Source organism: Nocardia blacklockiae (assembly GCF_015477355.1).
In the GTDB taxonomy this organism is placed as follows: domain Bacteria; phylum Actinomycetota; class Actinomycetes; order Mycobacteriales; family Mycobacteriaceae; genus Nocardia; species Nocardia blacklockiae.
In genome coordinates this window covers 144906-167930 of sequence record NZ_JADLRJ010000005.1, presented here as the reverse complement: position 1 = coordinate 167930, position 23025 = coordinate 144906, and the positions used below count along the sequence as shown (strand labels likewise).

General features: G+C 71.3%; 21 protein-coding genes and 1 riboswitch. Of the genes, 8 read left to right on the top strand and 13 right to left on the bottom strand.

Translation table 11 applies throughout. From position 1 onward, the window contains the following. Window positions 1-30 precede the first annotated feature (30 nt). Window positions 31-166, bottom strand: a riboswitch (cobalamin riboswitch). Continuing rightward, a complete protein-coding gene (locus IU476_RS17015) occupies window positions 166-2877 on the top strand; it encodes a discoidin domain-containing protein (RefSeq protein ID WP_324194100.1) in 2712 nt (903 codons plus the stop codon). Its footprint overlaps the riboswitch before it by 1 nt. A 26-nt stretch (window positions 2878-2903) precedes the next feature. Here IU476_RS17015 and IU476_RS17010 read toward each other — a convergent pair whose 3' ends face one another. Then, window positions 2904-3224, bottom strand: a complete 321-nt coding sequence (locus tag IU476_RS17010; RefSeq protein WP_195101273.1) for an antibiotic biosynthesis monooxygenase family protein — start codon at window positions 3222-3224, stop codon at window positions 2904-2906. Window positions 3225-3266: 42 nt separating this feature from the next. On the opposite strand from IU476_RS17010, the gene IU476_RS17005 reads away from it, so the two are divergent. The 3 genes from IU476_RS17005 (at window position 3267) to IU476_RS16995 (ending at window position 6259) form a co-directional block, all read left to right on the top strand. Next, window positions 3267-4016, top strand: a complete 750-nt coding sequence (locus tag IU476_RS17005) for an alpha/beta fold hydrolase (RefSeq protein ID WP_195101271.1) — start codon at window positions 3267-3269, stop codon at window positions 4014-4016. Window positions 4017-4124: 108 nt separating this feature from the next. Continuing rightward, the gene (locus IU476_RS17000; protein ID WP_195101268.1) at window positions 4125-5294 is read left to right on the top strand and encodes an acyl-CoA dehydrogenase family protein; all 1170 of its coding nucleotides are present in this window, start codon (window positions 4125-4127) and stop codon (window positions 5292-5294) included. 155 nt (window positions 5295-5449) lie between these two features. Then, window positions 5450-6259, top strand: a complete 810-nt coding sequence (locus tag IU476_RS16995; protein WP_195101266.1) for an enoyl-CoA hydratase/isomerase family protein — start codon at window positions 5450-5452, stop codon at window positions 6257-6259. A 22-nt stretch (window positions 6260-6281) separates the two neighbouring features. On the opposite strand, the gene IU476_RS16990 is transcribed toward IU476_RS16995, so the two are convergent. From IU476_RS16990 to carD, 6 genes are all read right to left on the bottom strand, one after another. Beyond that, window positions 6282-6578: a DUF4190 domain-containing protein gene (locus tag IU476_RS16990; protein ID WP_195101988.1), complete on the bottom strand. Its 297-nt coding sequence runs from the start codon at window positions 6576-6578 to the stop codon at window positions 6282-6284. A 106-nt stretch (window positions 6579-6684) separates the two neighbouring features. Then, complete coding sequence (rlmB, locus tag IU476_RS16985) at window positions 6685-7653, bottom strand: 23S rRNA (guanosine(2251)-2'-O)-methyltransferase RlmB (RefSeq protein WP_195101264.1); 969 nt, start codon at window positions 7651-7653, stop codon at window positions 6685-6687. A 16-nt stretch (window positions 7654-7669) separates the two neighbouring features. Then, window positions 7670-9067 (bottom strand): cysteine--tRNA ligase, encoded by a 1398-nt coding sequence (gene cysS / locus IU476_RS16980; protein WP_195101262.1) that lies wholly within the window; start codon window positions 9065-9067, stop codon window positions 7670-7672. 102 nt (window positions 9068-9169) lie between these two features. Continuing rightward, window positions 9170-9667: a 2-C-methyl-D-erythritol 2,4-cyclodiphosphate synthase gene (gene ispF, locus IU476_RS16975; RefSeq protein WP_195101987.1), complete on the bottom strand. Its 498-nt coding sequence runs from the start codon at window positions 9665-9667 to the stop codon at window positions 9170-9172. A gap of 23 nt (window positions 9668-9690) precedes the next feature. Then, complete coding sequence (gene ispD, locus IU476_RS16970; protein WP_324194099.1) at window positions 9691-10425, bottom strand: 2-C-methyl-D-erythritol 4-phosphate cytidylyltransferase; 735 nt, start codon at window positions 10423-10425, stop codon at window positions 9691-9693. A 29-nt stretch (window positions 10426-10454) separates the two neighbouring features. After that, window positions 10455-10943, bottom strand: a complete 489-nt coding sequence (carD, locus tag IU476_RS16965; protein WP_019931623.1) for an RNA polymerase-binding transcription factor CarD — start codon at window positions 10941-10943, stop codon at window positions 10455-10457. 302 nt (window positions 10944-11245) lie between these two features. On the opposite strand from carD, the gene IU476_RS16960 reads away from it, so the two are divergent. The 3 genes from IU476_RS16960 to disA all read left to right on the top strand — a co-directional run bounded on the left by IU476_RS16960 (window position 11246) and on the right by disA (window position 14627). Continuing rightward, window positions 11246-11992: a copper chaperone PCu(A)C domain-containing protein gene (locus IU476_RS16960; protein ID WP_324194098.1), complete on the top strand. Its 747-nt coding sequence runs from the start codon at window positions 11246-11248 to the stop codon at window positions 11990-11992. 68 nt (window positions 11993-12060) lie between these two features. Continuing rightward, window positions 12061-13455: a DNA repair protein RadA gene (radA, locus tag IU476_RS16955; RefSeq protein ID WP_195101258.1), complete on the top strand. Its 1395-nt coding sequence runs from the start codon at window positions 12061-12063 to the stop codon at window positions 13453-13455. Beyond that, on the top strand, window positions 13452-14627 hold the full coding sequence (gene disA, locus IU476_RS16950) for a DNA integrity scanning diadenylate cyclase DisA (RefSeq protein WP_195101256.1): 1176 nt from the start codon (window positions 13452-13454) through the stop codon (window positions 14625-14627). Before radA ends, disA begins: the two co-directional genes overlap by 4 nt. 3 nt (window positions 14628-14630) lie before the next feature. On the opposite strand, the gene IU476_RS16945 is transcribed toward disA, so the two are convergent. After that, window positions 14631-15284: a DUF4232 domain-containing protein gene (locus tag IU476_RS16945; RefSeq protein WP_195101254.1), complete on the bottom strand. Its 654-nt coding sequence runs from the start codon at window positions 15282-15284 to the stop codon at window positions 14631-14633. A gap of 99 nt (window positions 15285-15383) precedes the next feature. Then, on the bottom strand, window positions 15384-16007 hold the full coding sequence (locus tag IU476_RS16940) for a carbonic anhydrase (protein ID WP_195101252.1): 624 nt from the start codon (window positions 16005-16007) through the stop codon (window positions 15384-15386). A 336-nt stretch (window positions 16008-16343) separates the two neighbouring features. Between IU476_RS16940 and IU476_RS16935 the strand changes: the two genes are divergently transcribed. Next, entirely contained in the window at window positions 16344-17222 is an 879-nt protein-coding gene (locus IU476_RS16935) for an iron-sulfur binding domain-containing protein (RefSeq protein WP_324194097.1), read from the top strand. Window positions 17223-17229: 7 nt separating this feature from the next. Here the strand turns inward: IU476_RS16935 and IU476_RS16930 are convergent, their stop codons facing one another. From IU476_RS16930 to otsB, 4 genes are all read right to left on the bottom strand, one after another. Beyond that, window positions 17230-18114 (bottom strand): metal ABC transporter permease, encoded by an 885-nt coding sequence (locus IU476_RS16930; protein ID WP_195101248.1) that lies wholly within the window; start codon window positions 18112-18114, stop codon window positions 17230-17232. Then, window positions 18111-19145, bottom strand: a complete 1035-nt coding sequence (locus IU476_RS16925) for a metal ABC transporter ATP-binding protein (RefSeq protein ID WP_228823809.1) — start codon at window positions 19143-19145, stop codon at window positions 18111-18113. The genes IU476_RS16930 and IU476_RS16925 overlap by 4 nt, the downstream gene beginning before the upstream one ends. Window positions 19146-19159: 14 nt before the next feature. After that, window positions 19160-20002, bottom strand: coding sequence for a metal ABC transporter solute-binding protein, Zn/Mn family (locus IU476_RS16920; RefSeq protein WP_195101965.1), 843 nt, complete (start codon window positions 20000-20002; stop codon window positions 19160-19162). Window positions 20003-20321: 319 nt separating this feature from the next. Beyond that, window positions 20322-22895, bottom strand: coding sequence for a trehalose-phosphatase (gene otsB / locus IU476_RS16915; protein ID WP_195101246.1), 2574 nt, complete (start codon window positions 22893-22895; stop codon window positions 20322-20324). Window positions 22896-23025: the final 130 nt, after the last annotated feature.

Below are 23025 nucleotides of genomic sequence, written 5' to 3'. Positions count from 1 at the left end.
CTCCTTCGGGGATGGTCGCGTCCCCGCGAGCGGGTCGAGCTCGGCGATGCGGGTGTCTGGCTCTCCGGCCGAGGCCGGATCACAGTGGCGCGACCGCCCCGGATTCGCACCGGGTTACCGCGTCATCGTCGCTCTTGTCACATGAACTGTGACACCCTGAGTTATGTGCCGTCAACTGTGCGACCGGCATCGGGCCACCGCCCTCGACTGCTGATCGGTCTCGTCGCGGCGTTCGTCGCCGTGCTGGTGGTCGCCGCGATCGTGGTCGCGGTGCGGGCTGCGCCCGGTGCGTCGGCGGATCATCCCTGTCCCGGCGACAGCGTGTCGGCGCGGCCGGAGTGGGCCCCGTCGGCGCGGTCGTTCACCGCGGGCTACGAGGCGCATCCGTTCGTCGGCAACGGTTACCTCGGTCTGCGAATCCCGCCCGCGGGCACGGGTTACGCGGAGACCGGCGAGCTCACGGGCTACCCGATGTACACGCCGCGCTTCGACGGCGCGTTCCTGGCCGGACTGTACGGCCGCGATCCCGCCGTGGCGAAGGGGCTGACAGTGGCCGCGGCACTGCCGAATTGGTCGACGCTGCTCGTCGGGGTCGGCGACGAGACCTTCTCCCCGGCCACTCCGCCGGCGCAGGTGTCGAATTTCCGGCAGACCCAGTACCTGCGCTGCGGTCTGGTGCGGACCGAGCTGACCTGGACGACGCGCGCCGGCCGCGCCACCGACCTCGTCTTCGACGTCCTCGCCGACCGCGGCGATCAGCACGCCGCGGCGGTCCGGCTCGGCCTCACGCCGCACTGGAGCGGGCAGGCGACGGTCACCGACGCGATCGACTTCGCGGGCGCGCGGCGTCTCGACCGCACCACCACGACCGTGCGCGACGACAGCTTGGCGGCCGAATTCCACACCGCCGCAACCGATGTGGTCGGCGATGTGGTCTCCGTGCTCGACGCGGGCGGCGCACCGGTGCGCGCACAGGCCGCCGCGCGGCAGGCGAATGTGGCTGTGGAGTCCGGCAAGTCGTACGAGATCACCAAGTTCGTCGGCGTCGACACGACGCTCACCGCCGCCGACCCCGCCCGGTCCGCGACGGCGTCGGCGCAGCGTGCGGCGGCGCGCGGCTGGCCGGAAACGCTTGCGGCGCAAGCCGAGGCATGGCGCGGGCTGTGGGAGTCCGACATCGAGGTGCCCGGTCGCCCGGAGGTGCAGAAGTGGGTCCGGGGCGCGCTCTATTCGCTCTACTCCGCGACGAATCCACAGCAGGACAACAGTATTTCGCCGACCGGCCTGAGCAGTGACAACTACGGCGGCCTGATCTTCTGGGACGCCGACATCTGGATGTATCCCGGTCTGCTGCAACTACATCCGGAGTTGGCGCGCGCGGTGGTCGAGTACCGGTACAAGACCCTGCCCGCCGCCCGGGAGAACGCGCGGCGGCTCGGCTATCCCGGCGCCTTCTACTCCTGGACCAGCGCGGGCACCGGCGATCTGTGGAGCGAATGCCACAGCTGGGCGCCGCCGCACTGCCTGACCCAGGTCCATCTCCAGGGCGATGTCGCACTCGCCGCCTGGCAGTACTACCTGGCCACCAAGGACGACCGCTACCTGCGGGAACGCATCTGGCCGATCATGTCGGACCTGGCCGAGTTCTGGGCCGGGCGGGCCGCCGCCAACCCCGACGGCAGCTATTCGATACGCGACGTGGCGGGTCCGGACGAGTACAGCAACGGCGTCGACGACGGCGTCTACACCAACGGCGTCGCCGCCGTCACGCTACGGAACGCGATCACGGCGGCGGGCCTAGTCGGCGCGCCCGTCCCACCCGTCTGGGCCGCCGTCGCCGATCACCTGCGCATGCCGTTCGACCACCGCGAGAACATCTTCCTGCAGTTCGACGGCTACCGCGGCGCGCGGCTCAAACAGGCCGACACCGTGCTGTTGCAGTACCCGCTGGAGTGGCCGATGCCGCCGGAGGTGGCCGCGCGCACGCTCGACTACTACGCCGAGCGCACCGACCCGGACGGGCCCGCCATGACCGACTCGGTCCATCAGATCGATGCCGCCGCGACCGGCGAACCGGGTTGCGCCGTGGGCACCTACCTGGACCGGTCGGCGCGGCCCTTCGCGCGCGAGCCGTTCGGCCGATTCGCCGAGGCGCGCGGCAGCAAGGCCGGTGCCACCGACCCGCTGGCGGGTGCGCCCGCATTCGACTTCGTCACTCTCGCAGGCGGATTCGTGCAGGAGTTCACCAACGGACTGGCGGGCCTGCGACTGCGCGCGGATCGCGTGCGGCTGGCTCCGCTGCTGCCGCCGCAACTGGCCGACGGTGTGGTGGTACGCGGAGTGCACTGGCAGGGCAGGGTTTTCGACGTCGCGATCGGACCCGAGCACAGCACCGTCACGCTGAAGTCCGGCGCTCCGCTACCGGTGGAATCCGAAAGCGGTGTGCGCCAAGCGGTTTCGGGTGAGGACCTGGTGTTGCCCACTCGCCGACCCGATCTGGCGGCCACCGCCGACGACGCCCGGTGCCACCCGGCCTTCGCCACCAGCGAGCAGCCCGGCGCCTACGCCGAGGCCGCGGTCGACGGCGACACGGCGACCAGCTGGCTGCCCGCCACCGATCACGCGGATCTGACCGTGGACCTGGGGCAGGTGAGCGCGGTGACCGCGGCCGCCGCCGCGTGGACCGGCCCGCCGCCGGCCGCTCACGACATCGCCGTCTCCCGGGACAACCGCACCTGGACCACGGTGTCGCGCGCGGCCGACGGCACCCTGACCACGCCGTCGTACGCGCGCTACGTGCGCCTTCGCCTGTCCGGGATGGACACGGCCGCCGAGGCGGGTGTCCGGGAATTCGACGTCGCCGTCCGGCCGGAGTGAACGGCCGGATCGACGCGCGCCGGGTGCTACTCGCCCGCGCCCTTGGCGGGCACGTCGATCACGACCTCGAACTCCAGCAGCGACGCCCCGGTCGACACCGGCTTGCGCGACGGGTCGCCGGCGTGCGCCTCCTTGGCCGGGCCGTCCCGCCACGCGGCGAACGAGTCCTCGGAATCCCACTGCGTCACAACGAAATACCGGTTGTCGCCGGCCACCGGGCGCAGCAACTGGAAGCCCAGGAAGCCGGGCGCGCCGTCCACGGCGTGCGCGCGGTGGGCGAACCGCTTCTCGAGTTCGGGTCCCGCGCCCTCGGGCACCTCGATCGCATTGATCTTCACAACAGCCATGCGCACCAGGCTAGCGGCCGGGGCGGAAGTATCGTCGGGGCGATGCTGTACGACGAGGGCGGCACGGGCGTGCCGATTCTGCTGCTGCACGGCCTGATGGGCAGCGCCCGCACCTGGCGCCGCCACGTGCCCTGGCTGCGCGAGTTCGGGCACGTCCACACCTTCGACGCCGCCGGGCACGGCCGTCCCTCCCCGGCGGAACTCACCACCGAGGCTTTCGTGGCCGACCTCGCGGCGGCTACGCGCGCGATCACCGAGCCGATGGTGGTGATCGGCCACTCCATGGGCGGACTGCACGGCTGGGTGTTCGCGGCCGCGCATCCCGAGCGCGTGCGGGGACTGGTCGTCGAGGACATCGCCCCCGACTTCCGCGGCCGCACCGCGCGCGACTGGGCGGCGATGATCGAGGCGTGGCCGCAGCCGTTCCCGGACGACGACGCCGTCCTGAACTACTTCGGCCCGGTGGCCGGCCGATACTTCCTCGACTCGTTCGAGCGCGGCCCCGACGGCTATCGCCTGCACGGCGCGGTGCGCACCTTCCGCGACATCTCCGAGGAGTGGGGTGGCCGCGACTTCTGGGACCAGTGGCGGGCGGTGCGCGTGCCCGCCCTGCTGCTCGAGGGCGAGCACACCATCACCCCGCCCGGCCAGATGGCGGAGATGGCGGCCGTCCACCCGTGCGCGCGGCGCGTGCTGATCCCGGACGCGGGCCACCTCGTGCACGACGACCAGCCCGGCCGCTACCGCGCCGAGGTCGAGCGTTTCCTGCGCGATCTGCTCGCAAGACCCTGATCAGCTGCGCGGACGCTGCCGGAGACAGTTTGATGGCAGCCGCCTTCAGTCCGTGGCGCGGTGCGTCGTATGCTCGTCGCACGCCCCCGAACGAAGGTGACCGCCACGATGATCGACTTCTCGATTCCCGCCGACCTGGCCGCCGAACGCGACCGGACGCGCCAGTTCGTCATCGACAAGATCGTCTCCTACGAGCGCGACCCCCGGCTGACCGCGCACGGGCCCGACGACGAACTGCGGCAGGAACTGGTCGAGCTGGCGCGGGCCGAGAAGCTGCTGACCGTGCAGGCGCCGCTCGAACTGGGCGGCCGCGGGCTGACGCACCTCGAGCAGGCCGTGATCTACGAGGCCGCGGGCTGGTCCACCCTCGGCCCGGTCGCGATGAACTGCGCCGCCCCCGACGAGGGCAACATGTTCCTGCTGTCCAAGGTCGCGAACCCCGAGCAGATCGACCGCTACCTGATGCCGGTGATCAACGGCCACCAGCGTTCGGTCTTCGCCATGACCGAGCCGGACGGCGCCGGATCCGACCCCAACCAGCTCGCCACCACCGCCACCTTCGACGGCGAGAACTTCACCGTCAACGGCCGCAAATGGCTGATCACCGGTGCCGACGGCGCCAAGACGTGGATCATCATGGCGCGGCTGGCGGCCAATGACCACCTGCCCGAGGGCCCCACGCTGTTCCTCGCCGAGGGCGACACCCCCGGCATCGTCATCGAACGCACCATGAACACCATGGACCGCAACTACGTCGGCGGCCACGGCGTGGTCCGCTTCGAGAACCTGGTGCTGCCCAAGGAATCCGTGCTCGGCGAGACCGGCCAGGCGCTGCGCTACGCCCAGCTGCGCCTCGCCCCGGCCCGGCTCACGCACTGCATGCGCTGGCTCGGCGCCGGCGAACGCGCCCAGAGCATCGCGGTCGAGCACGCCAGGACCCGCACCGCCTTCGGCCGCCCGATCGGCGAACACGAAGGCGTGTCGTTCATGCTGGCGGACAACGAGATCGCGCTGCACCAGTGCCGGCTCACCATCTGGCACGCCTGCTGGCTGATGGACCAGGGTCACAAGGCGCGCCACGAGAGCTCGATCGCCAAGTCCTACGTCTCCGAGGAACTGTTCAAGGTCGCCGACCGCTGTGTGCAGGTCCTCGGCGGCATCGGCATCAGCGACGAGACCGTGGTCGAGATGATCTTCCGGGACATGCGGGCCTTCCGGCTCTACGACGGGCCCACCGAAGTCCACAAGTGGGCCATCGGCCGCCAGGTGTTGCGGTGACGGGTACCCCCTAGGGGATTTGCCGGGGGCGGGTTGCACTTGTGCGGGGGGCTGTGGTCTGGTGGTCTGCGGCAACACACCCGTTGCCGCTGTGCCGGGGTTCCGCTGCTCGAGGCGGGCGTGGCGCGGCGGCGACAGAACTAGGATCTTCTCGCATGAGTTCGGAACTGCACGTCGATGTCTCGGCCGGAATCGCCGTGCTCACGCTCCACCGCCCCGCCCAGCAGAACGCCTTCACGCCGACGATGGCCGCCGAACTCGGCACGGCGCTACGGCGCTGCGACACCGAGGACGCCATCCGCGCCGTGGTCATCACCGGCACCCCGCCCGCCTTCTGCGCGGGCGCCGACCTGTCCAGCCGCGTCGGCGACGTCACCGGCACCATCGACCCGGCGCCGTGGCAGGTGCGCAAGCCGGTCATCGCGGCCGTGAACGGGCACGCCGTCGGGATCGGGCTGGCGCTCGCCCTGCAGTGCGACCTGCGGTACATGGCCCGCGACGCGGTGTACGGGCTCAACCAGGTGCGGCGCGCCGTCGTCGCCGACGGTTACGCGCACTGGACGCTGCCGCGGCTGGTCGGCATGGCCAACGCCGCCGACATCATGCTCACCGGCCGCACCTTCGACGGCGACGAGGCCAAGGCCATGGGCCTGGCCAATACCTGCCTGCCGGCCGGCGAGGTGCTGCCGACCGCGCTCGCCGTCGCCCACGACATCGCCGGCGGCGCGGCCCCGCTCCCGGTCGCGCTGTCCAAGCGGTTGCTGTGGGAAAGCCTCGGCATGAGCGCGGAGGCCGTCGGCAAACTCGAATCCGAGCTGAATACCTATGTGGCGCAGAGCGTCGACGGCGGCGAGGGCATGGCCGCCCTGCACGACCGGCGGCAGCCGAAGTGGACCGGCAGCGTCAGCGCCGAATGGCCCGCGTGGGGCGTGCCGATCGAACCCGGCCGCGCCGGACTGGACTGAACCGCGCGGAAACGCTTGCTACTCAGGCGTTCCCGCCGAGCAGCACCAGGAAGAACAGGATGCCGACCAGCACCATGAGGATGGTGCCGACGACGCCGAGAACGTAACCCACGAGCACCTGCGTGCGACCACCGAAGCCGCCCTGCGACGCCTCGATCTGGTCGAGGGCGCGCTTACCCATCACCCACGCCACCGGACCCAGTGCGCCGCAACAGAACACACTCAACGCCCCGAGCAACAGCACCGTGGTCGCCTGCGGGTGCTCCACCGCCTGCGTAGGCGGCTGCTGCTCGTGCCAGTAGTACGGGGGCTCGTTCATAGCCACCGGTCAAGTTTAGGGTGTGCCGGGGTATAAAGCTTCCCCGACGCGCTGTGTCGAGGGCGCCGCCTCCGGCGTCGCGAGTTGGCTCGGCGGATTCGGTGAGTTATGACCTGCGCTGGCGGGCGATGTCCGCGAGCACTACGCCCGCTGCTACCGAGGCGTTGAGGGATTCGACGGGGCCGGCCATGGGGATGCTCAGGATGCTGTCGCAGGTTTCGCGGACGAGGCGGGAGAGGCCTTTGCCTTCCGAGCCGACTACGACGATTGTCGGTGCGCTGCCGTCGAATTCGTCCAGGGTGGTGTCGCCGCCGGCGTCGAGGCCGACCACCTGCAGGCCCGCCTTGGCGTAATCCTTCAGTGTGCGAGTCAGATTGGTGGCGCGGGCGACGGGCAGGCGCGCCGCGGCACCCGCGCTGGTGCGCCACGCGACGGCGGTGACGCTGGCGCTGCGCCGCTGCGGGATCACCACACCGTGGCCGCCGAACGCGGCCACCGAGCGGATCACCGCACCCAGGTTGCGCGGGTCGGAGATGTTGTCCAGCGCCACCAGCAGCGCGGGCTCGGCGGTGCCGCGGGCCGCGTCCAGCAGGTCGTCGGGGTGCGCGTAGCGGTACGGCGGCACCTGCAGGGCCAGGCCCTGGTGCAGTCCGTTGCTGCTCATCCGGTCCAGGTCGGTGCGCGACACCTCCAGGATCGAAATCCCGGCCTCCGCCGCGTTTTTCACCGCCTCGGTGAGGCGCTCGTCGTTCTCGGTGCCGACCGCCACGTACAGCGCGGTCGCGGGCACACCGGCCCGCAGGCACTCCACCACGGGGTTGCGGCCGAGCACCAGCTCGGGCCCGTCGTCACCCTTGCGGGTGCTGGGACGGCCCGCCGAGCGCGCGTTGGACTGCGCGGCCTTGGCCGCGGCCGCCGCCCGCTTGGCCGCCGGGTGGTACTTGCGCATGTGCGCGGGCGGCGTCGCGCCCTTGCCCTCCAGCCCGCGCCGGCGCTGCCCGCCGGAGCCGACCGTCTGGCCCTTCTTGCTGCCGCCCTTGCGGATTGCGCCCCGCCGCTGCGAATTGCCCGCCATCAGTTCGCCTTCCGTTTCATGGGCGCGCGCCACCGGTCAGGGACCACTCCGGGCCCTCCGGTGTGTCGGTGACCTCGACACCCGCCGCGTTCAGCCGGTCGCGCACCGCGTCGGCGCTCGACCAGTCCTTGCTGGCGCGGGCCTGCTGGCGCCGCTCCAGCTCCGCGCGCACCAGCACGTCCAGCGCGTCGCGCGCGGCCGAGGAGTCGGCCGGCGCGGCCCAGTGCGGATCCAGCGGATCCACCCCGAGAATGCCGAGCATGGCGCGCACCTGCCCGGCCAGTTCCCGCGCGGTGTCGGTCGCGCCGGATTCCAGCGCCTTGTTGCCCTCGTGCACGACGCGGTGAATCTCCGCCAGCGCCTTGGGAATTCCGAGATTGTCGTCCAGTGCCTCGGCGAACGCGTCGGTCCACTTGCCGACCGGGATCTCGCCCGCCCGCTCGACCGTGCGCTGCACGAAGGCCTCCAGCCGCTGATAGGTCTGCGCGGCGTCGCGCAGCGCCTGGTCGGAGTACTCCAGCATCGAGCTGTAGTGCGCGCTGCCCAGGTAGAACCGCAGCTCCACGGCCCGCACGTGGTTGAGCACGTTCGGCACCGAGAGCGTGTTGCCCAGCGACTTCGACATCTTCTCGCCGCCCAGCGTCACCCAGCCGTTGTGCAGCCAGTACCGGGCGAACCCGTCCCCGGCGGCGCGCGACTGGGCGATCTCGTTCTCGTGGTGCGGGAAGACCAGATCCATTCCGCCGCAATGGATGTCGAATTCGGCGCCGAGATAGAACTCGGCCATCGCCGAGCACTCCAGATGCCAGCCCGGCCGCCCGGGACCCCACGGCGACGGCCAGGTCGGCTCGCCGGGCTTGGCGGCTTTCCACAGCGTGAAGTCCCGCGGGTCGCGCTTGCCCTCGCCGGCGCTCTCGCCCTGGTGCACGTCGTCGAGCTTGTGCCCGGACAGCTTGCCGTAGTCGGGGTAGCTGCGGACGTCGAAATACACGTTGCCGCTCGAGGCGTAGGCGTGCCCGCGGTCGATCAGCCGCTGCATCAGCTCGATCATCTGGGTGATGTGCCCGGTGGCCCGCGGCTCCACCGACGGCGGCAGCACGCCGAGCGCCTCGTAGGCGCGGTCGAACGCCCGCTCGTGCGTAGTGGCCCATTCCCACCAGGGGCGGCCCGCGGCGGCGGCCTTGTTCAGGATCTTGTCGTCGATGTCGGTGACGTTGCGGACGAAGGCCACGTCGTAGCCGCCCGCGGCGAGCCAGCGGCGCAGCACGTCGAACGCGACTCCGCTGCGGACGTGTCCGATGTGGGGTTCGCCCTGCACGGTGGCGCCACACAGGTACACCGAGGCACGACCGGGGACCAGCGGCGTGAAATCACGCAGGGTCCGCGTCTCGGTGTCGAACAGGCGCAGAGTCACGACCAGCCATCCTAGCTATGGGCAAAGAGCGAGATTACGGGCGGTTTATAGCAGGGTACGGGCGCACGGATCCAGCGCGCACTCGCGGGTAGGGGCCCCGGCTCAGTCCGAGCCCGGACACTCCCCGGTACAGCGCTGCAGCAGCGCGGTCGCCACCGCCGCCACGCCCTCGCCGCGGCCGGTGAGTCCCAGGCCGTCGGTGGTGGTGCCCGAGACCGAGACCGGCGCACCCAGCAATTCCCCGAGCACCCGCTGTGCCTCGGCGCGGCGCGGCCCGATCTTGGGCCGGTTCCCGATCACCTGCACAGCGGCATTGACGATCGCGTAGCCGGACACCCCCAGCAAGCGGCGCACCTCGGTCAGCATGGCCGCTCCGGACACGCCCGCCCACTCCGGACGGCCGGTGCCGAACACCGCGCCCACGTCGCCGAGTCCGGCGGCCGACAGCAGCGCGTCGCACAGCGCGTGCGCGGCCACGTCGCCGTCGGAGTGGCCGGCGCAGCCGCTGTCGCCCTCGAACAGCAGGCCCGCCATCCAGCAGGGGCGGCCGGCTTCGATGGGGTGCACGTCGGAGCCGACGCCCACGCGGAGGCCGGCCAGGGACGCGGTGCCGGTCGCCTCGCTCACGGGTGCACCGCCTCGCGAGTCTCGGTGTCGGCGAGCAGAGTTCGGGCCAGGCGCAGATCGAGCGGAGTCGTGATCTTGAAAGCCTTGGGGTCGCCCGGGATGACGCGCACGGCCGCACCGAGCCGCTCGACCAGACCGGCGTCGTCGGTCACGGGCACGTCGTGCGCGTAGGCCTCGCGCAGCAGCCGGGCGTCGAAGCCCTGCGGAGTCTGGATGGCGCGCAACCGCGCGCGATCGGGTGTGCCCGTCACGTCACCGTGCTCGTCGACCGACTTGATGGTGTCGGTCACCGCGACGCCGGGGACCACCGCGCGCTGCCCGGCGCGCAACTCGGCGACGACCCGGGCGATCAGCTCGGGCGGGGTCAACGCGCGGGCGGCGTCGTGCACCAGGAACAGTCCGGCCTCCGGCGCGGCCGCGATACCGGCGCGCACGGAATCGGTGCGTTCGGTGCCGCCGGCCACGACGCTCACCGGTACCGGCCGCGCGTCCTCGCGGCCGGGCATCCGGCTGTCCGGTGCTGCCGCGCGGGCACGTGTGGCGAGCAGCACCTCCGCCTCGCCGATCAGCTCGGCGGGCACCATGATCACGATGCGGTCCACGACCCCGGACGCGATCAAGCCGTCTACTGCGAGGGCGAGCATGGGACTGCCGCCGACCGGGACGAACGCCTTGGGCATCGACTCGCCCAAGCGCACGCCCAGACCGGCGGCAGGCACCAGTGCCACCACACGACTTTCGTCGTGCGAATTTCTCACGGTCAGGAAGCCGCGGCGAGAACCTCGTCGAGAAGGGTCTCGGCCTTGACGTCGTCGGTGCCCTCGGCGAGGGCGAGTTCACCGACGAGGATCTGGCGGGCCTTGGCCAGCATGCGCTTCTCGCCGGCGGACAGGCCGCGATCCTGCTCCCGACGCCACAGGTCACGCACGACCTCGGCCACCTTGTTCACATCGCCGGAGGCGAGCTTCTCGAGGTTGGCCTTGTAGCGGCGGGACCAGTTGGTGGGCTCCTCGGTATGCGGCGCGCGCAATACCTGGAAGACCCGATCGAGACCCTCCTGGCCGACGACGTCTCGCACGCCGACGTACTCCGCGTTCTCTGCGGGAACCCGAACGGTGAGATCGCCCTGTGCGACCTTCAGGACCAGATACTCTTTCTGCACACCCTTGATGGTGCGGGTCTCGATTGCTTCGATCAGCGCCGCTCCGTGGTGGGGGTAAACGACGGTGTCTCCGACCTTAAAAATCATGTGTCCCGTGCCCCTTTCGATGTTCACAGTTTAACATGCGACTCGGTAACGGCGCGATCAACGACGCAGGTCAGGGCCACAACAGGGCGGCGGTGGGGGTTGACAGATCGGCACCTGTGTGCATCCCGTTGTGCCAGAACGGCTTCCGCGCATCGGCGGTTCGCCCCCGGCGCCGACTTCCCGTCGCGCGCACCCGAGTGTCGAATCGTAGAGGGGAGACACGGGACACCTGCACGCGACTACTACGCTGCCTACTACTACTCTCCATCGTGGAGTGAGCCGGTCGACATGGAGGACAACCCGTGACTGCCCTGAATGCCACCACCGCGTCGAAGGCGCCACGGCGCGCCCTGCGTAAGGCGCCGCGGGGCGCCGTCGTCGTCGCGGCACTCGCCGCGGGCGCGGCTCTCGCGCTGACGGGCTGCAGTGCGGGTCAGATCTCACAGACCGCCGGCCAGGTCGCCGCCGTCAACGGCAACAGCGCCAACGTGGGCAAGGTGGCGCTGCGCGACGTGCGCATCCTGCTGCCGCAGTCCGAGGAGTACACCAACGCCAAGGGCGGCAAGGCCGTGCTCGCCTTCAGCGCGATCAACGACGGCGCCACCGCGCCGGACGAACTCACCAGCATCACCAGCGATCTGGGCCAGGTGCGGATCACCCCGGCCAGCCCGCAGCTGAAGTTCCAGCAGACCCTGGTCGCCGGATCGCCGAGCGCCGCGCACGCCGCCGCGCCGACCAGTTCGGCGGCGCCCACCAGCTCCGCCGCCCCGAGCAGCGCCGCCGCCGGCAGCACCACCGGCGCGGCCGCCGGCCACCAGGCCGAGGGCCTCGGCGCCGCGGAGCACCCGGCCGAGCCCGGCGCGCCGATCCTGGTCGAGATCACCGGGCTGACCAAGGACATCACCCCGGGCCTGACCTACCAGGTCACGTTCAACTTCAAGGAGAACGGCACCGTCCAGGTCCCGGTCCCCGTCGACGCCGGTCCGGACACCGCGCGCAAGGAGGGCGGCCCGGCCGCGGCCGAGAGCGAACACAAGGGCGGGCACTGAGCAGTGCGGCCCGCGACGCCGCCGCGTCGCGAACCGTTCGTGTCGGACACGATCCCTAGGCTGCGCACGTGGCCAAGGTGAAGTCGCAGTACCGCTGTTCCGCATGCGGGCACGAGGTCGCCAAGTGGGTGGGGCGCTGCCCCGGCTGTGGCGAATGGGGTTCGATCGACGAGGCGGCGCCCGTCGCCGCCGCCGTGGCGGCCGGGCGCAAGGCGCTGCTGCCGTCCACCGCCGCGGCGCCGATCTCGACCATCGACTCGCAGGTGACGCGGGCCCGGCCGACCGGAGTCAGCGAACTGGACCGGGTGCTCGGCGGCGGCGTCGTGCCGGGTTCGGTGGTGCTGCTGTCCGGCGAGCCGGGGGTGGGCAAGTCGACCCTGCTGCTCGAGGTCGCGCACCGGTGGGCGCGGCAGCGCGAGGAGCGCTCGCTGTACGTGACGGCCGAGGAGTCGGCGGGCCAGGTGAAGCTGCGCGCCGACCGCACCGACGCGGTGCACGAAAGGGTCTATCTGGCAGCGGAATCCGATCTGGCCACCATCCTGGGGCACGTCGAGCAGGTGCGCCCCAGCCTGCTGGTGGTCGACTCGGTGCAGACCATGCTGGCCGCCGACGCCGACGGGGTGATCGGCGGCGTCACCCAGGTGCGCGCGGTCACCGCGGCGCTGACCTCGCTGGCCAAGGCGAGCGGGATCGCGGTGCTGCTGGTCGGCCACGTCACCAAGGACGGCAACGTCGCCGGGCCGCGCACCCTCGAGCACCTGGTGGACGTGGTGCTGCAGTTCGAGGGCGACCGGCACTCGACGCTGCGCATGGTGCGCGGCCTGAAGAACCGTTTCGGCAGCGCCGACGAGGTCGGCTGCTTCGAACTGCGCGAGGACGGAATCGCCTGTGTGAGCGACCCTTCCGGCCTGTTCCTGCACCACCGCGAGGAACGGGTGCCGGGCACCGCGATCACCGTCGCGATGGACGGCAAGCGCCCGCTGCTCGGCGAGGTGCAGGGGCTCACGGTGGCCACGCAGGTCCCGGCGCCGCGCCGCGCGGTGAGCGGGCTGGACTACAACCGCGTCTCGATGGTGCTCGCCGTGCTGCAGAGCCGGTGCGGGGTCTATCTCGGCAAGCACGACGTCTACGCGGCGACCGTGGGCGGCATGCGGCTCAGCGAGCCGGCCGCCGACCTCGCCGTCGCGCTGGCGCTCACCAGTGCCGAGCGCGATCTCGCGCTGCCGGCCGGGATGGTGATCCTCGGCGAGGTCGGGCTCGCGGGCGAGGTGCGGCGCGTCACGGGGCTGGGGCGTCGACTCGCCGAGGCGGAACGGCTAGGTTTCACGGAGGCGCTGGTGCCGCCCGGGGCGGAGCTGTCCGGGATCACCATGAAGGTGCACGAGGTGGCGAACATCCGTGCGGCCGTCGCCCGGGGTGGTTTGTCGAATCGAAGTCGTAAGCACGCGGAGGCTGCCGGATGAATGCGGGGCACTGGGTCACCAACCTGCTCGGCCGCACCGCGCCCGGCCCCGACCGGTCGTCGCCCGGTGCGGACGAGCTCTCGGCGAGCGTCCGCCACCTGGAGCCGACACCGAAAACCGCGGCGGTGCAACCGAATACGATCGCTCGCCTGATTCCCGGCACGCAGCTGCGCGAGGGCATCGACCGAATCCTGCTGGCGCGCACCGGCGCGCTGGTGGTGCTCGGCTACGACGAGGCGGTCGAGCGGATCTGCGACGGCGGCTTCGACCTGGACGTGGAATTCTCCCCGACCCGGCTGCGCGAGCTGTCGAAGATGGACGGCGCCGTGGTCCTTTCGACCGACGGCGCGCGCATCCGGCGGGCCAACGTGCACCTGGTGCCGGATCCGACGCTGCCCACGGCGGAGTCGGGCACCCGGCACAAGGCCGCCGAGCGCACGGCGGCGCACACCGGATACCCGGTGGTGTCGGTGAGCCGGTCGACGGGGATCGTCACGGTGTACACCCGCGGCGGGCGGCACCTGATCCAGCCGTCCGACACCATCCTCACCCGCGCGAACCAGGCGATGGCCACGCTGGAGCGCTACCGGTCCCGCCTGGACGAGCTGACCAGGCAGCTGTCGCTGGTGGAGCTGGAGGACTACGCCACGCTGCGCGACGTGCTCACGGTCGTGCACTGCCTGGAGCTGATCCGCCGCGTCGCCCGCGAGATCGATTCGGACGTGCGGGAACTCGGCGTCGACGGCCGCCAGCTGGCGTTGCAACTGGCCGAGGTGGTCGGCAATACCGAGACGCTGCGCCGCTCGCTGGTGCGGGACTACCTACGCGCCGACCCGGTCGACGAGGCGGCCCTCGAACAGGCTCTGACGCGCCTGGCCGAGCTGCTCGAGGTGGAGCTGCTGGAACTGGCGAATCTGGCCGCGCCGCTGGGCTTCCCGACGGCGATCGAGGCGCTCGACAGCGGCGTCAGCCCGCGCGGCTACCGGCTGCTCGCCGAGATACCGCGGGTGTCGCCGCAGGCGGTGGAGCCGCTGGTGGCCGCGTTCGAATCGCTGCCGGGGCTGCTGGCGGCGACCACGGCGGAACTCGCGGCCGTGGCGGGTGTGGACGCGGCGCTGGCTCGGCAAGTGCGCGAAGGGCTCTCGCGGCTGGCCGAGTCCGGCAGCGTGTAGCGCTCACCCGATATTGAAGGTCTCCGGTGTGCTGCGGACCGAACCGAGCTGCGCCACCACCGCATACCCGCCGGCCGGCACCTGCACCCGCTCGCCCGCGCAGCCCGGCTGCGAACTCGTGCCCGACCAGGTGAGCGTGAAGGCGGCCTGCTCGCCGCCCTTCAACGCCCGCACGTCGGCGGGACCGCCCTGGTCGCAGTCGGTGCTCGACCACAGCCGGCGCTGGCCGTCGAGCGACTGCACCGTCACCTGCTGCAGTCCCGAACCCATGTCGCGCTGGCAGGTCGCGGTGGAGATGTTGGTGACGACGATGCCGAAGACCGGCTGCTCACCGGTCTTGTAGGTGGGCTGGCCGACGGTGACCTTCACCGCCAGCGACTGGTCCGGGCAGGAGACCGGGGAGCCGCTGGCGGTGGCGTTGGTCGACGCGGCCGAGGGCGGCGTGCTGGAGCCCGGCGCGGTCGAGGTCGCGGCGGGCGTACTCGTGACCGACGTGGTCGCCGCGACGGCCGTGGCCTCGTCCTTGTCGCCGCCGCTCCGCAGCAGCATGATCGCCAGCCAGATCACCAACGCGAGGACGACGACCAGCGCCGCGACGGCGAGCAGGCGGCGACGCCAGTAGATCTCCGGCGGCAGCGGTCCATTCGGTTCCAGCACGCCACAACGGTAAGGGCACGATCGGGCGGGCCGCCCTCAGCGGCGCGGCGTGTCGGTGGGGAAACGGGCGTGGCGCCCAGTACATTCCGCCGGCCGCGATCAGGCCACTTCGCCGATGTTGCCCACGGCACGATGCAGTTTGGCCTTGCCGTCCTGCAGTTTGTAGGTGACGCACGCGATGGCGAGTTCACCGGTGGCGACGCGCTGCGAGATGGTCATCGACCGCTGCATGAGCAACCGGCTGGTTTCCACGACGTGGCGGGCCTCCAGCTCGTCCACGCCGGACAGGCCCTCGCGGCGGCCGATCAGGATGGACGGGGTGACCTTCTCCACGACGCTGCGGATGAAGCCGCCGGGGACGTTGCCGCCGTCCAGGGCGTCGATGGTGGCCCGCACCGCGCCGCAGCTGTCGTGGCCGAGCACCACGATCAGCGGCACGTCCAGCACCTCGACGCCGTACTCGATGGAGCCCAGCACCGAGGAATCCACGACGTGGCCGGCGGTGCGGACCACGAACATGTCGCCGAGGCCCTGGTCGAAGATGATTTCCGCGGCCACCCGGGAGTCGCCGCACCCGAACAGGATCGCCGAGGGCTGCTGCCCGCTGACGAGCGTGGCCCGGCGGTCCGCGCCTTGGCTGGGGTGCTCGAGTGTGCCGTTGACGAACCTGTCGTTGCCCTCGCGGAGAGCCTTCCAGGCGCTGATCGGGTTGGTATGAGGCATGTGTCCTATTTTCCACAGCGCAGGGGCTACCGGCGAGTCCGTGAAGTTACGGCGCGGCAAACAGGCCCTTCTTCCGTGCCCTAAGCGGTGGTGAGGTGCGCTGACGCGCTCGGTTCGAAGTGCCCGGCAGCACCCCGGCAAATCGCCGTCCGGCGCGGAGGTGACTCAGCGCGAGGCGGTCGCTGCGAGGAGGGTGCCGGGTCCCGGCAAAGGCCGGGGTCTGCCGTCCGGTACAGGGGCGATTCGCGTGCCGGGCGGTGAATCGGGAGGATGGTCGGGGAAGTGCAGGGTTCGAATGTTCGTGCGGCATTCGAGGATCGAAGGGAACGTGCGCGCGTGAGCATCGACAGCGATGCCCTCATCGACTGGTACGGCGAGACCGCGCGGGACCTGCCGTGGCGACGGCCGGAAGTGACCGCCTGGCAGATCCTGATGAGCGAGATCATGCTCCAGCAGACGCCGGTGGTGCGGGTGGAGCCGGTGTGGCGGGAGTGGGTGGCGCGCTGGCCGGTGCCGTCGGCGATGGCCGCCGCGTCCCAGGGCGAGGTGCTGCGCGCGTGGGGCAAGCTCGGCTATCCGAGGCGGGCGCTGCGGCTGCACGAGTGCGCGCGGGTGCTGGCCACCGAACACGGCGACGTGGTGCCCGACGACGTGGACGTGCTGCTCGGCCTGCCCGGCATCGGCGCGTACACGGCGCGCGCGGTGGCCTGCTTCGCCTACGGGCAGCGAGTTCCGGTGGTGGACACCAATGTTCGCCGGGTGGTGGCGCGCGCCGTGCACGGCCGCGCGGAGGCGGGCAACCCGGCCACCCGCGACCTGGCCGACACCGAGGCGCTGCTGCCCGCCCGCGTCGACCGCGCCGCCCGCTTCTCCGCGGCCTTGATGGAACTGGGCGCGACCGTCTGCACGGCCCGCAACCCCGACTGCTCCCGCTGCCCGCTGCCGACCTGCGCCTGGGTCACCGCCGGCCGCCCGGCCTCGGACATCGTGCGCCGCACCCAGAAATACGACGGCACCGACCGCCAGGCCCGCGGCCGCCTCCTGGACGTACTTCGCGCCGCCCCTGGCCCCGTCGAGCGCGTCGCCCTCGACCTCGCCTGGACCCGCGACCCGGGCCAGCGCGCCCGCGCCCTCGACTCCCTGCTCCTCGACGGGCTGATCGAGCAGACCCGGGACGGATTGTTCGCACTCGCGGGCGAGGGCGGCGCTAGCTAGCCGCGGATCACGCGGGGACGGGTACCGCCACCGGTCGCCGGGTGCGGGAGCGGGCACCGACGATTCGGCAGATCAGGTAGATCCCGAACGAGATGGCCGTGACGAAGGTGGAGACCGGAACGCCCGGGGCCAGCGACAGCAGGATGCCGCCGACGGCCGAGATCTCGGCGAACACGATCGCCAGGACGGTGGCGCGGGCCGGGCTCGCGGTGATCCGGGCGGCCGCCGCGGCCGGGGTGATCAGCAGCGAAAGCACCAGCAGCGCACCGACGATCTGCACCCCGAAGGCCGCCGTGATGCCCAGCAGCACCGCGAACACCACCGACAGCGCCCGCACCGGCACCCCGCGCGCCACCGCGACCTCGGGATCGGTACTCGCGAAAAGTAGCGGCCGATAGACGAAGGCGAGCACCGCCAGCACGCCGGCCGAACACACCGCGAGCGTGGTCAACCCGCCGTTGCCCACGCTGACCACCTGCCCGGTGAGCAGCGAGAACTTCGACCCCGCGCGGCTGGGCCCCAGCCACAGGAACAGCACCGACAGGCCCAGGCCGAACGACAGCACCACCGCGATCACCGAATCGCGTTCGCGCGCTTTCGAACCCAGCAGCCCGAACAGCACCGCCGCCACCACCGACCCGGCGATGGCCCCGGCGCCCACGCCGATCCCCGCCAGCAGCGCGGCCGCCGCACCGGTCAGCGACAGCTCGCTGGTCCCGTGCACCGCGAACGACATCTGCCGGCTCACGATCAGCGGCCCGATGGCGCCCGCCAGCAGGCCGAGCAGCGCCGCCGCCAGCACCGCCTGCTGCACGAAGTCGTAGGACAGCAGATCGGCGGTGGTGTGGAAGTCGAACATCTTGGAGAAGACGTCGGAGAGTTTCTCGATCACGAGGCCACCTCGGCGGGGGTGTCGGCGTGGCAGTGGCCGCCCGCGACGCCGAGCGCGTCCATGGTGTCGCCGGTGCCGACGACCACCAGCCGCCCGCGCACCCGCAGCACGTCCACCTCGGTGCGGTACAGCTCGGAGAGCACCTCCGAGGTCATCACCTCGTCGGGCGTGCCGATCCGGAACTTGCCGTCGACCAGGTACAGCACCCGATCCACCAGCGGCAGAATCGGATTGATCTCGTGGGTGACGAACAGGACCGCGGTGTCGTGGTCGCGGCGGCGCTTGTCGATGAGCTCGGACACCAGCCGCTGATTGGCCAGATCCAGGCTCAGCAGGGGTTCGTCGCACAGCAGCACGCGCGGGTCGCCCACCAGCGCCTGCGCCACCCGCAGCCGCTGCTGCTCGCCGCCGGACAGCGTCTCCAGCGGTGCGTGCGCGTAGTGCTCGGCCCCGACCTGCGCGACGGCGTCGGCGACCTTGCGCCGCCGCTCCTTCCGCCCGCGCAGCCCGAGCCCCCACCGATGCCCGTCCACACCCAGCCCGACCAGATCCACCCCGCGCAACTGCACACCGGCCTCGATCGTCTTCTGCTGCGGGATATACCCGATGTGCGGATTACCCACCCGCGCAGGCGTTCCCGCCACCTCCGCGGTCCCCGCACCAGGTGCCAACTGCCCCAGCAACATCCGCAACAACGAGGTCTTCCCCGACCCGTTGGGCCCGAGCACGGCCACGAACTCCCCGGCCGCCACCTCCAGATCCAACCCCTCCCACAACGTCCGCTCCCCGAACGACAACCGCGCCCCCCGCAACCGCACCGCGGGTTCACCCACGCCCCGCGCACCCTCGAACGCCTCTGCACCAGAGCCGGTCTCGTCTACAGCGTGCGCCGTCGAGGTGCCCGCCGCCGAGCCGGAGCCGCCGTCGACGGTTCGGGACTCGGGCGTCGAGGCGTCGCAGGACGGGCAGCCCGGCACCGCGCCGGATTCTTCGGCCGGTGTGATCGTTTCGGTGGTGCGGACCTTCCCCATCGGAACTCCCGTCGTCAGCTCAGGGCCTTGGCCAGGGCCTGCGCGTTCCCCGTCTGCCACTGGATGTAGTCGGTGCCCGCGGGGAGGGTTTCGGTCAGCTCGACCACCGGGACGCCGGCGGATTTCGCGGCCGCGGCGACGTCCTGGGTGGTCTTGTCCTCGGTCTGCACGTTGTAGAGCAGGGCGCGGACCTGCTTGGCGCTCAGCAGGCCGCGGACGGCGGCCACGTCGGCGGGGGCGGGATCGGTGCCCTGCTCGACGGCCTCCTCGAACGCGGGCGGGGTGCGGTCGTCGGCGGCGGCCGCCTGGAGCAGGTAGTGCGCGAGGGGTTCGGTCTGCAGCACCGGGGACTTCGGGTGCGCGGTCGCGATCCCGGCGGTGACGGCCGCGATCTCCTTCAGCTTGCTGCGGAAGGCCGTGGCGCGCTCGGTGTAGGCCTGGGCGTGCTCGGCGTCGGCCGCGCCCAGTTCGGTGGCGATCTTCGCGGCCACCGCGTCGACGGTGTTCACGTCGTACCAGACGTGCTCGTTCTCGTCGGTCCCGCTCTTCAGTTCGAAGGCGTCGATGGTGGGTTTGCTCCGCCCCTCGGCGGCCTTCTCGGCGAATTCGTCGTAATCGCCGCCGTTGACGATGACGAGCGTGGCGTCGCGGATGTCGGCCGCGTCCGTGGGTGAGGTCTGGTACTCGTGCGGGTCCTCGGTGGGACTGTCGATGATGGACTTCACCTCGACGTCCGGCCCGGCGATCGCGGCCGCGACGCTGCCCCAGACGTTCGTGGAGGCGACGACGGTCGGCTTGCCCGAATCGTCGCTCGAGCCACCGCAGGCGGCGAGGCCCGCCGTGACCGCGACCCCCATCGCGACGGCAGCTACTCGGACGGCGAAATTTCTGCTCACGCGGGGGCACTCCTACAACACGCACTAACGGAAACGATTTCCATTAAATGTAGCGTACGTGTCCATAACCAGCGGCATCGATTCCCCGATTCCCGCTGTGAGAACAGCCACGGATTCGTGACGTGTCCAGGTTGGGGGTGGATCCCGGCCGAAAGCGCGCCGGGATGACGCGAACGGCCCGCCCGATGGCAACGGCACGGCCCCACGGGAGTGGCACGGCCCCACGGGAACGGCCCGCCCCGATCGGGGGCGGGCCGTCGAATTCCTTGGGCGCGCTAGCTCATTGCGCCAGCGCCACCACCGGCTGGCTGAGCAGCTGCGCGCAGCGCAGCAGGCCCAGGTGGCTGTAGGCCTGGGGATGGTTGCCCAGGGACCGCTCGGCCACCGGGTCGTACTCCTCGCTCAGCAGCCCGGTCGGCCCGGCCACGTCGACCAGCTGCGCGAACAGCGCCTCGGCGTCGGAGCGCTTGCCGATCAGCAGGTACGCCTCCACCAGCCACGCGGCACACAGGTGGAAGCCGCCCTCGCCGCCGGGCAGCCCGTCGTCGTGGTGGTAGCGGTACACCGTGGACCCGCTGCGCAACTCGGCCTCGGTGGCGACCACGGTGGCGGCGAAGCGCGGATCGGACGGCTCGATCAGCCCGCTCAATCCGATGTGCAGCGTCGCCGCGTCCAGGTCGGTGCCGTCGTAGGCCGCGGTGTAGGACTGCACCTCCTCGTTCCAGCCCTTGGTCTTGACCTCGTCGGCGATGGTGTCGCGCAGCTCCAGCCAGGCCGGGTCGACCATGCGGTGGAACTTCTCCGCCAGCTTGAGCGCCCGGTCCACGGTCAGCCAGCCCATCACCTTCGAGTACACGTGGTGGCGCGGGTTGCCGCGGATCTCCCAGATGCCGTGGTCGGGTTCGCGCCAGCGCCGCTGCACCGCGGACACCATGGCGTGCACCAGTTCCCAGTCCCGGTCCGGCAGCGCCTTGACGGGATCGCCGATGCCCTTGCGCTCGCGGGCGTCCGCGAGCCCGGCGATCAGATCCACGATCGGCCCGAACACGTCCAGCTGCACCTGCATGTTGGCGGCGTTGCCGACGCGCACCGGCCGCGAACCGGCGTATCCGGGCAGCGCGTCGAGCACGGCCTCGGGTGGCAGCGTCTCCCCGTAGAGGGTGTACAGCGGGTGCAGGCGCTCCGGTCCGGCCAGCGTCTCCAGCACCCGGTGCACCCATTCCAGGAATTCCTCGGCCTCGCCGATGGAACCCAGCGTGACCAGCGCGTGCGCGGTCATCGAGGCGTCGCGCAGCCAGCAGTAGCGGTAGTCCCAGTTGCGCACGCCGCCGATGTCCTCGGGCAGCGAGGTGGTGGCCGCGGCCAGGATGGACCCCGAGGGCGCGTGCACCAGCCCGCGCAGGGTGAGCGCGGACCGCTTCATCAGATCCGGCTTCAGCGGCGGCAGTTCCAGCCCCTCGGACCAGTCCCGCCAGTACCGCTCGGCCTCGCGCCGGCGCTCCGGCTCGCTGACCATGGCGGGTGCGAGATCAGAAGTGCCACAGCGCATTTCGAGCACGACCGGACCCTTCGACGGATCGATCACCGCCCGCGCGGTCTGGTGGATGCCCTCCTCCACGATCTGCCACTCCACACCCGGCGAGCGCAGCACGATCGGATCGTTGGGCCCGTGCACCCGCAGCCCGCCCGCCGCGCGGTCCACCTTCACCGGCACCTGGCCGAATTCCGGCCGCGGCGCGAAGGTGACCACGGCTCGCGCGTCACCGGTGATGACCCGGGTCAGATCGGTCCGCTCGGGCGGCACGTCGTGCGGCAGGTAGTCGATGACCTGCAAACTGGCCCAACGGGTTTCGACGGTCATGGTGCCGTCGACGTAGCGCTGCGACAGCGGTAGCCCGGGCCGCTCCGGCGCGATGGTGAAGTGCCCGGCCTCGGGGCCGCCCAGCAGATGGGCGAACACCGCCGCCGAATCGGGTTCGGGGTGGCAGAACCAGGTGACCGTCCCGTCCGGCGTGACCAGTGCCTTGGCGCGGGGGCCGGCCAGCATGGTCAGCCGTTCGATTCGAGGGGCCGAGGCACCGGCCAGCCAGGTGCGCCGCTCTTCGAGCAGGAACGCCAGGGCCTTGGCCACCTCCTCGGTGCTGGCCACGCGATATCCGGCGAGGCTGGTGCCCTCACCCACTTTGATGCCCACGTCGGGTCCCGACAGCCGCGCGAACGCCTTCTCGTCGGTGACGTCGTCGCCGAAGAAGACCGCGGCCGAGGCGCCCTCCTGATGGCGGATGATGTCGAGGGCGTCGCCCTTGTCGGTCTGGATGACGGCCAGTTCGATGACGGCCTTGCCCTCGGTCACCTGGACGCCCACCCAGCTGGCCGGGCCCTGCCGGGCCTGTTGCAACGCGCGGCGGCCGACCTCGGGCGCGGCGTTGCGCACGTGCAGCGCCACACTGGCCGGCTTGATCTCCACCGCGGCACCCGGATTGTCCGCGGCGATGCCGCTCAGCGCGTTCTGCACTTCCTGCAGCAGCTGTTTGGCGTCGTTATCGATGGCGTGGACGAAGCCGACGTCGAATTCCGAGCCGTGGCTACCGATCAGCTGCACCTCGACCGGGAGCCGGGACAGTGCCGCGAGATCTCGCAGTGCCCGGCCGGAGATGACGGCCGCCGTGGTAGCGGTCAGACCGGCGAGCGCTCTCAGCGCGCTCACCGATTCCCGATGTGGATAGGCTTTCGCCGGGTCGGACACGATGGGCGCGATGGTCCCGTCGTAGTCCGAGGCGACAAGTAGCCGTGGCATGCGGGCTACTGCCGCCAACGCACGGCGAAGTTCCTGTGGCAGATCCTGTGCGCTCACGCATCCAACCTATAGATCGGAGGAGATTTTTCAGGGCGCGGGAAACTTTACTGGGTGAGGTTTGCCCGCCGGTTCGCGCAGTGATACGAGACGTTTACGTCCGCCTCGCCGTGCGCATTCCTGATTGTGC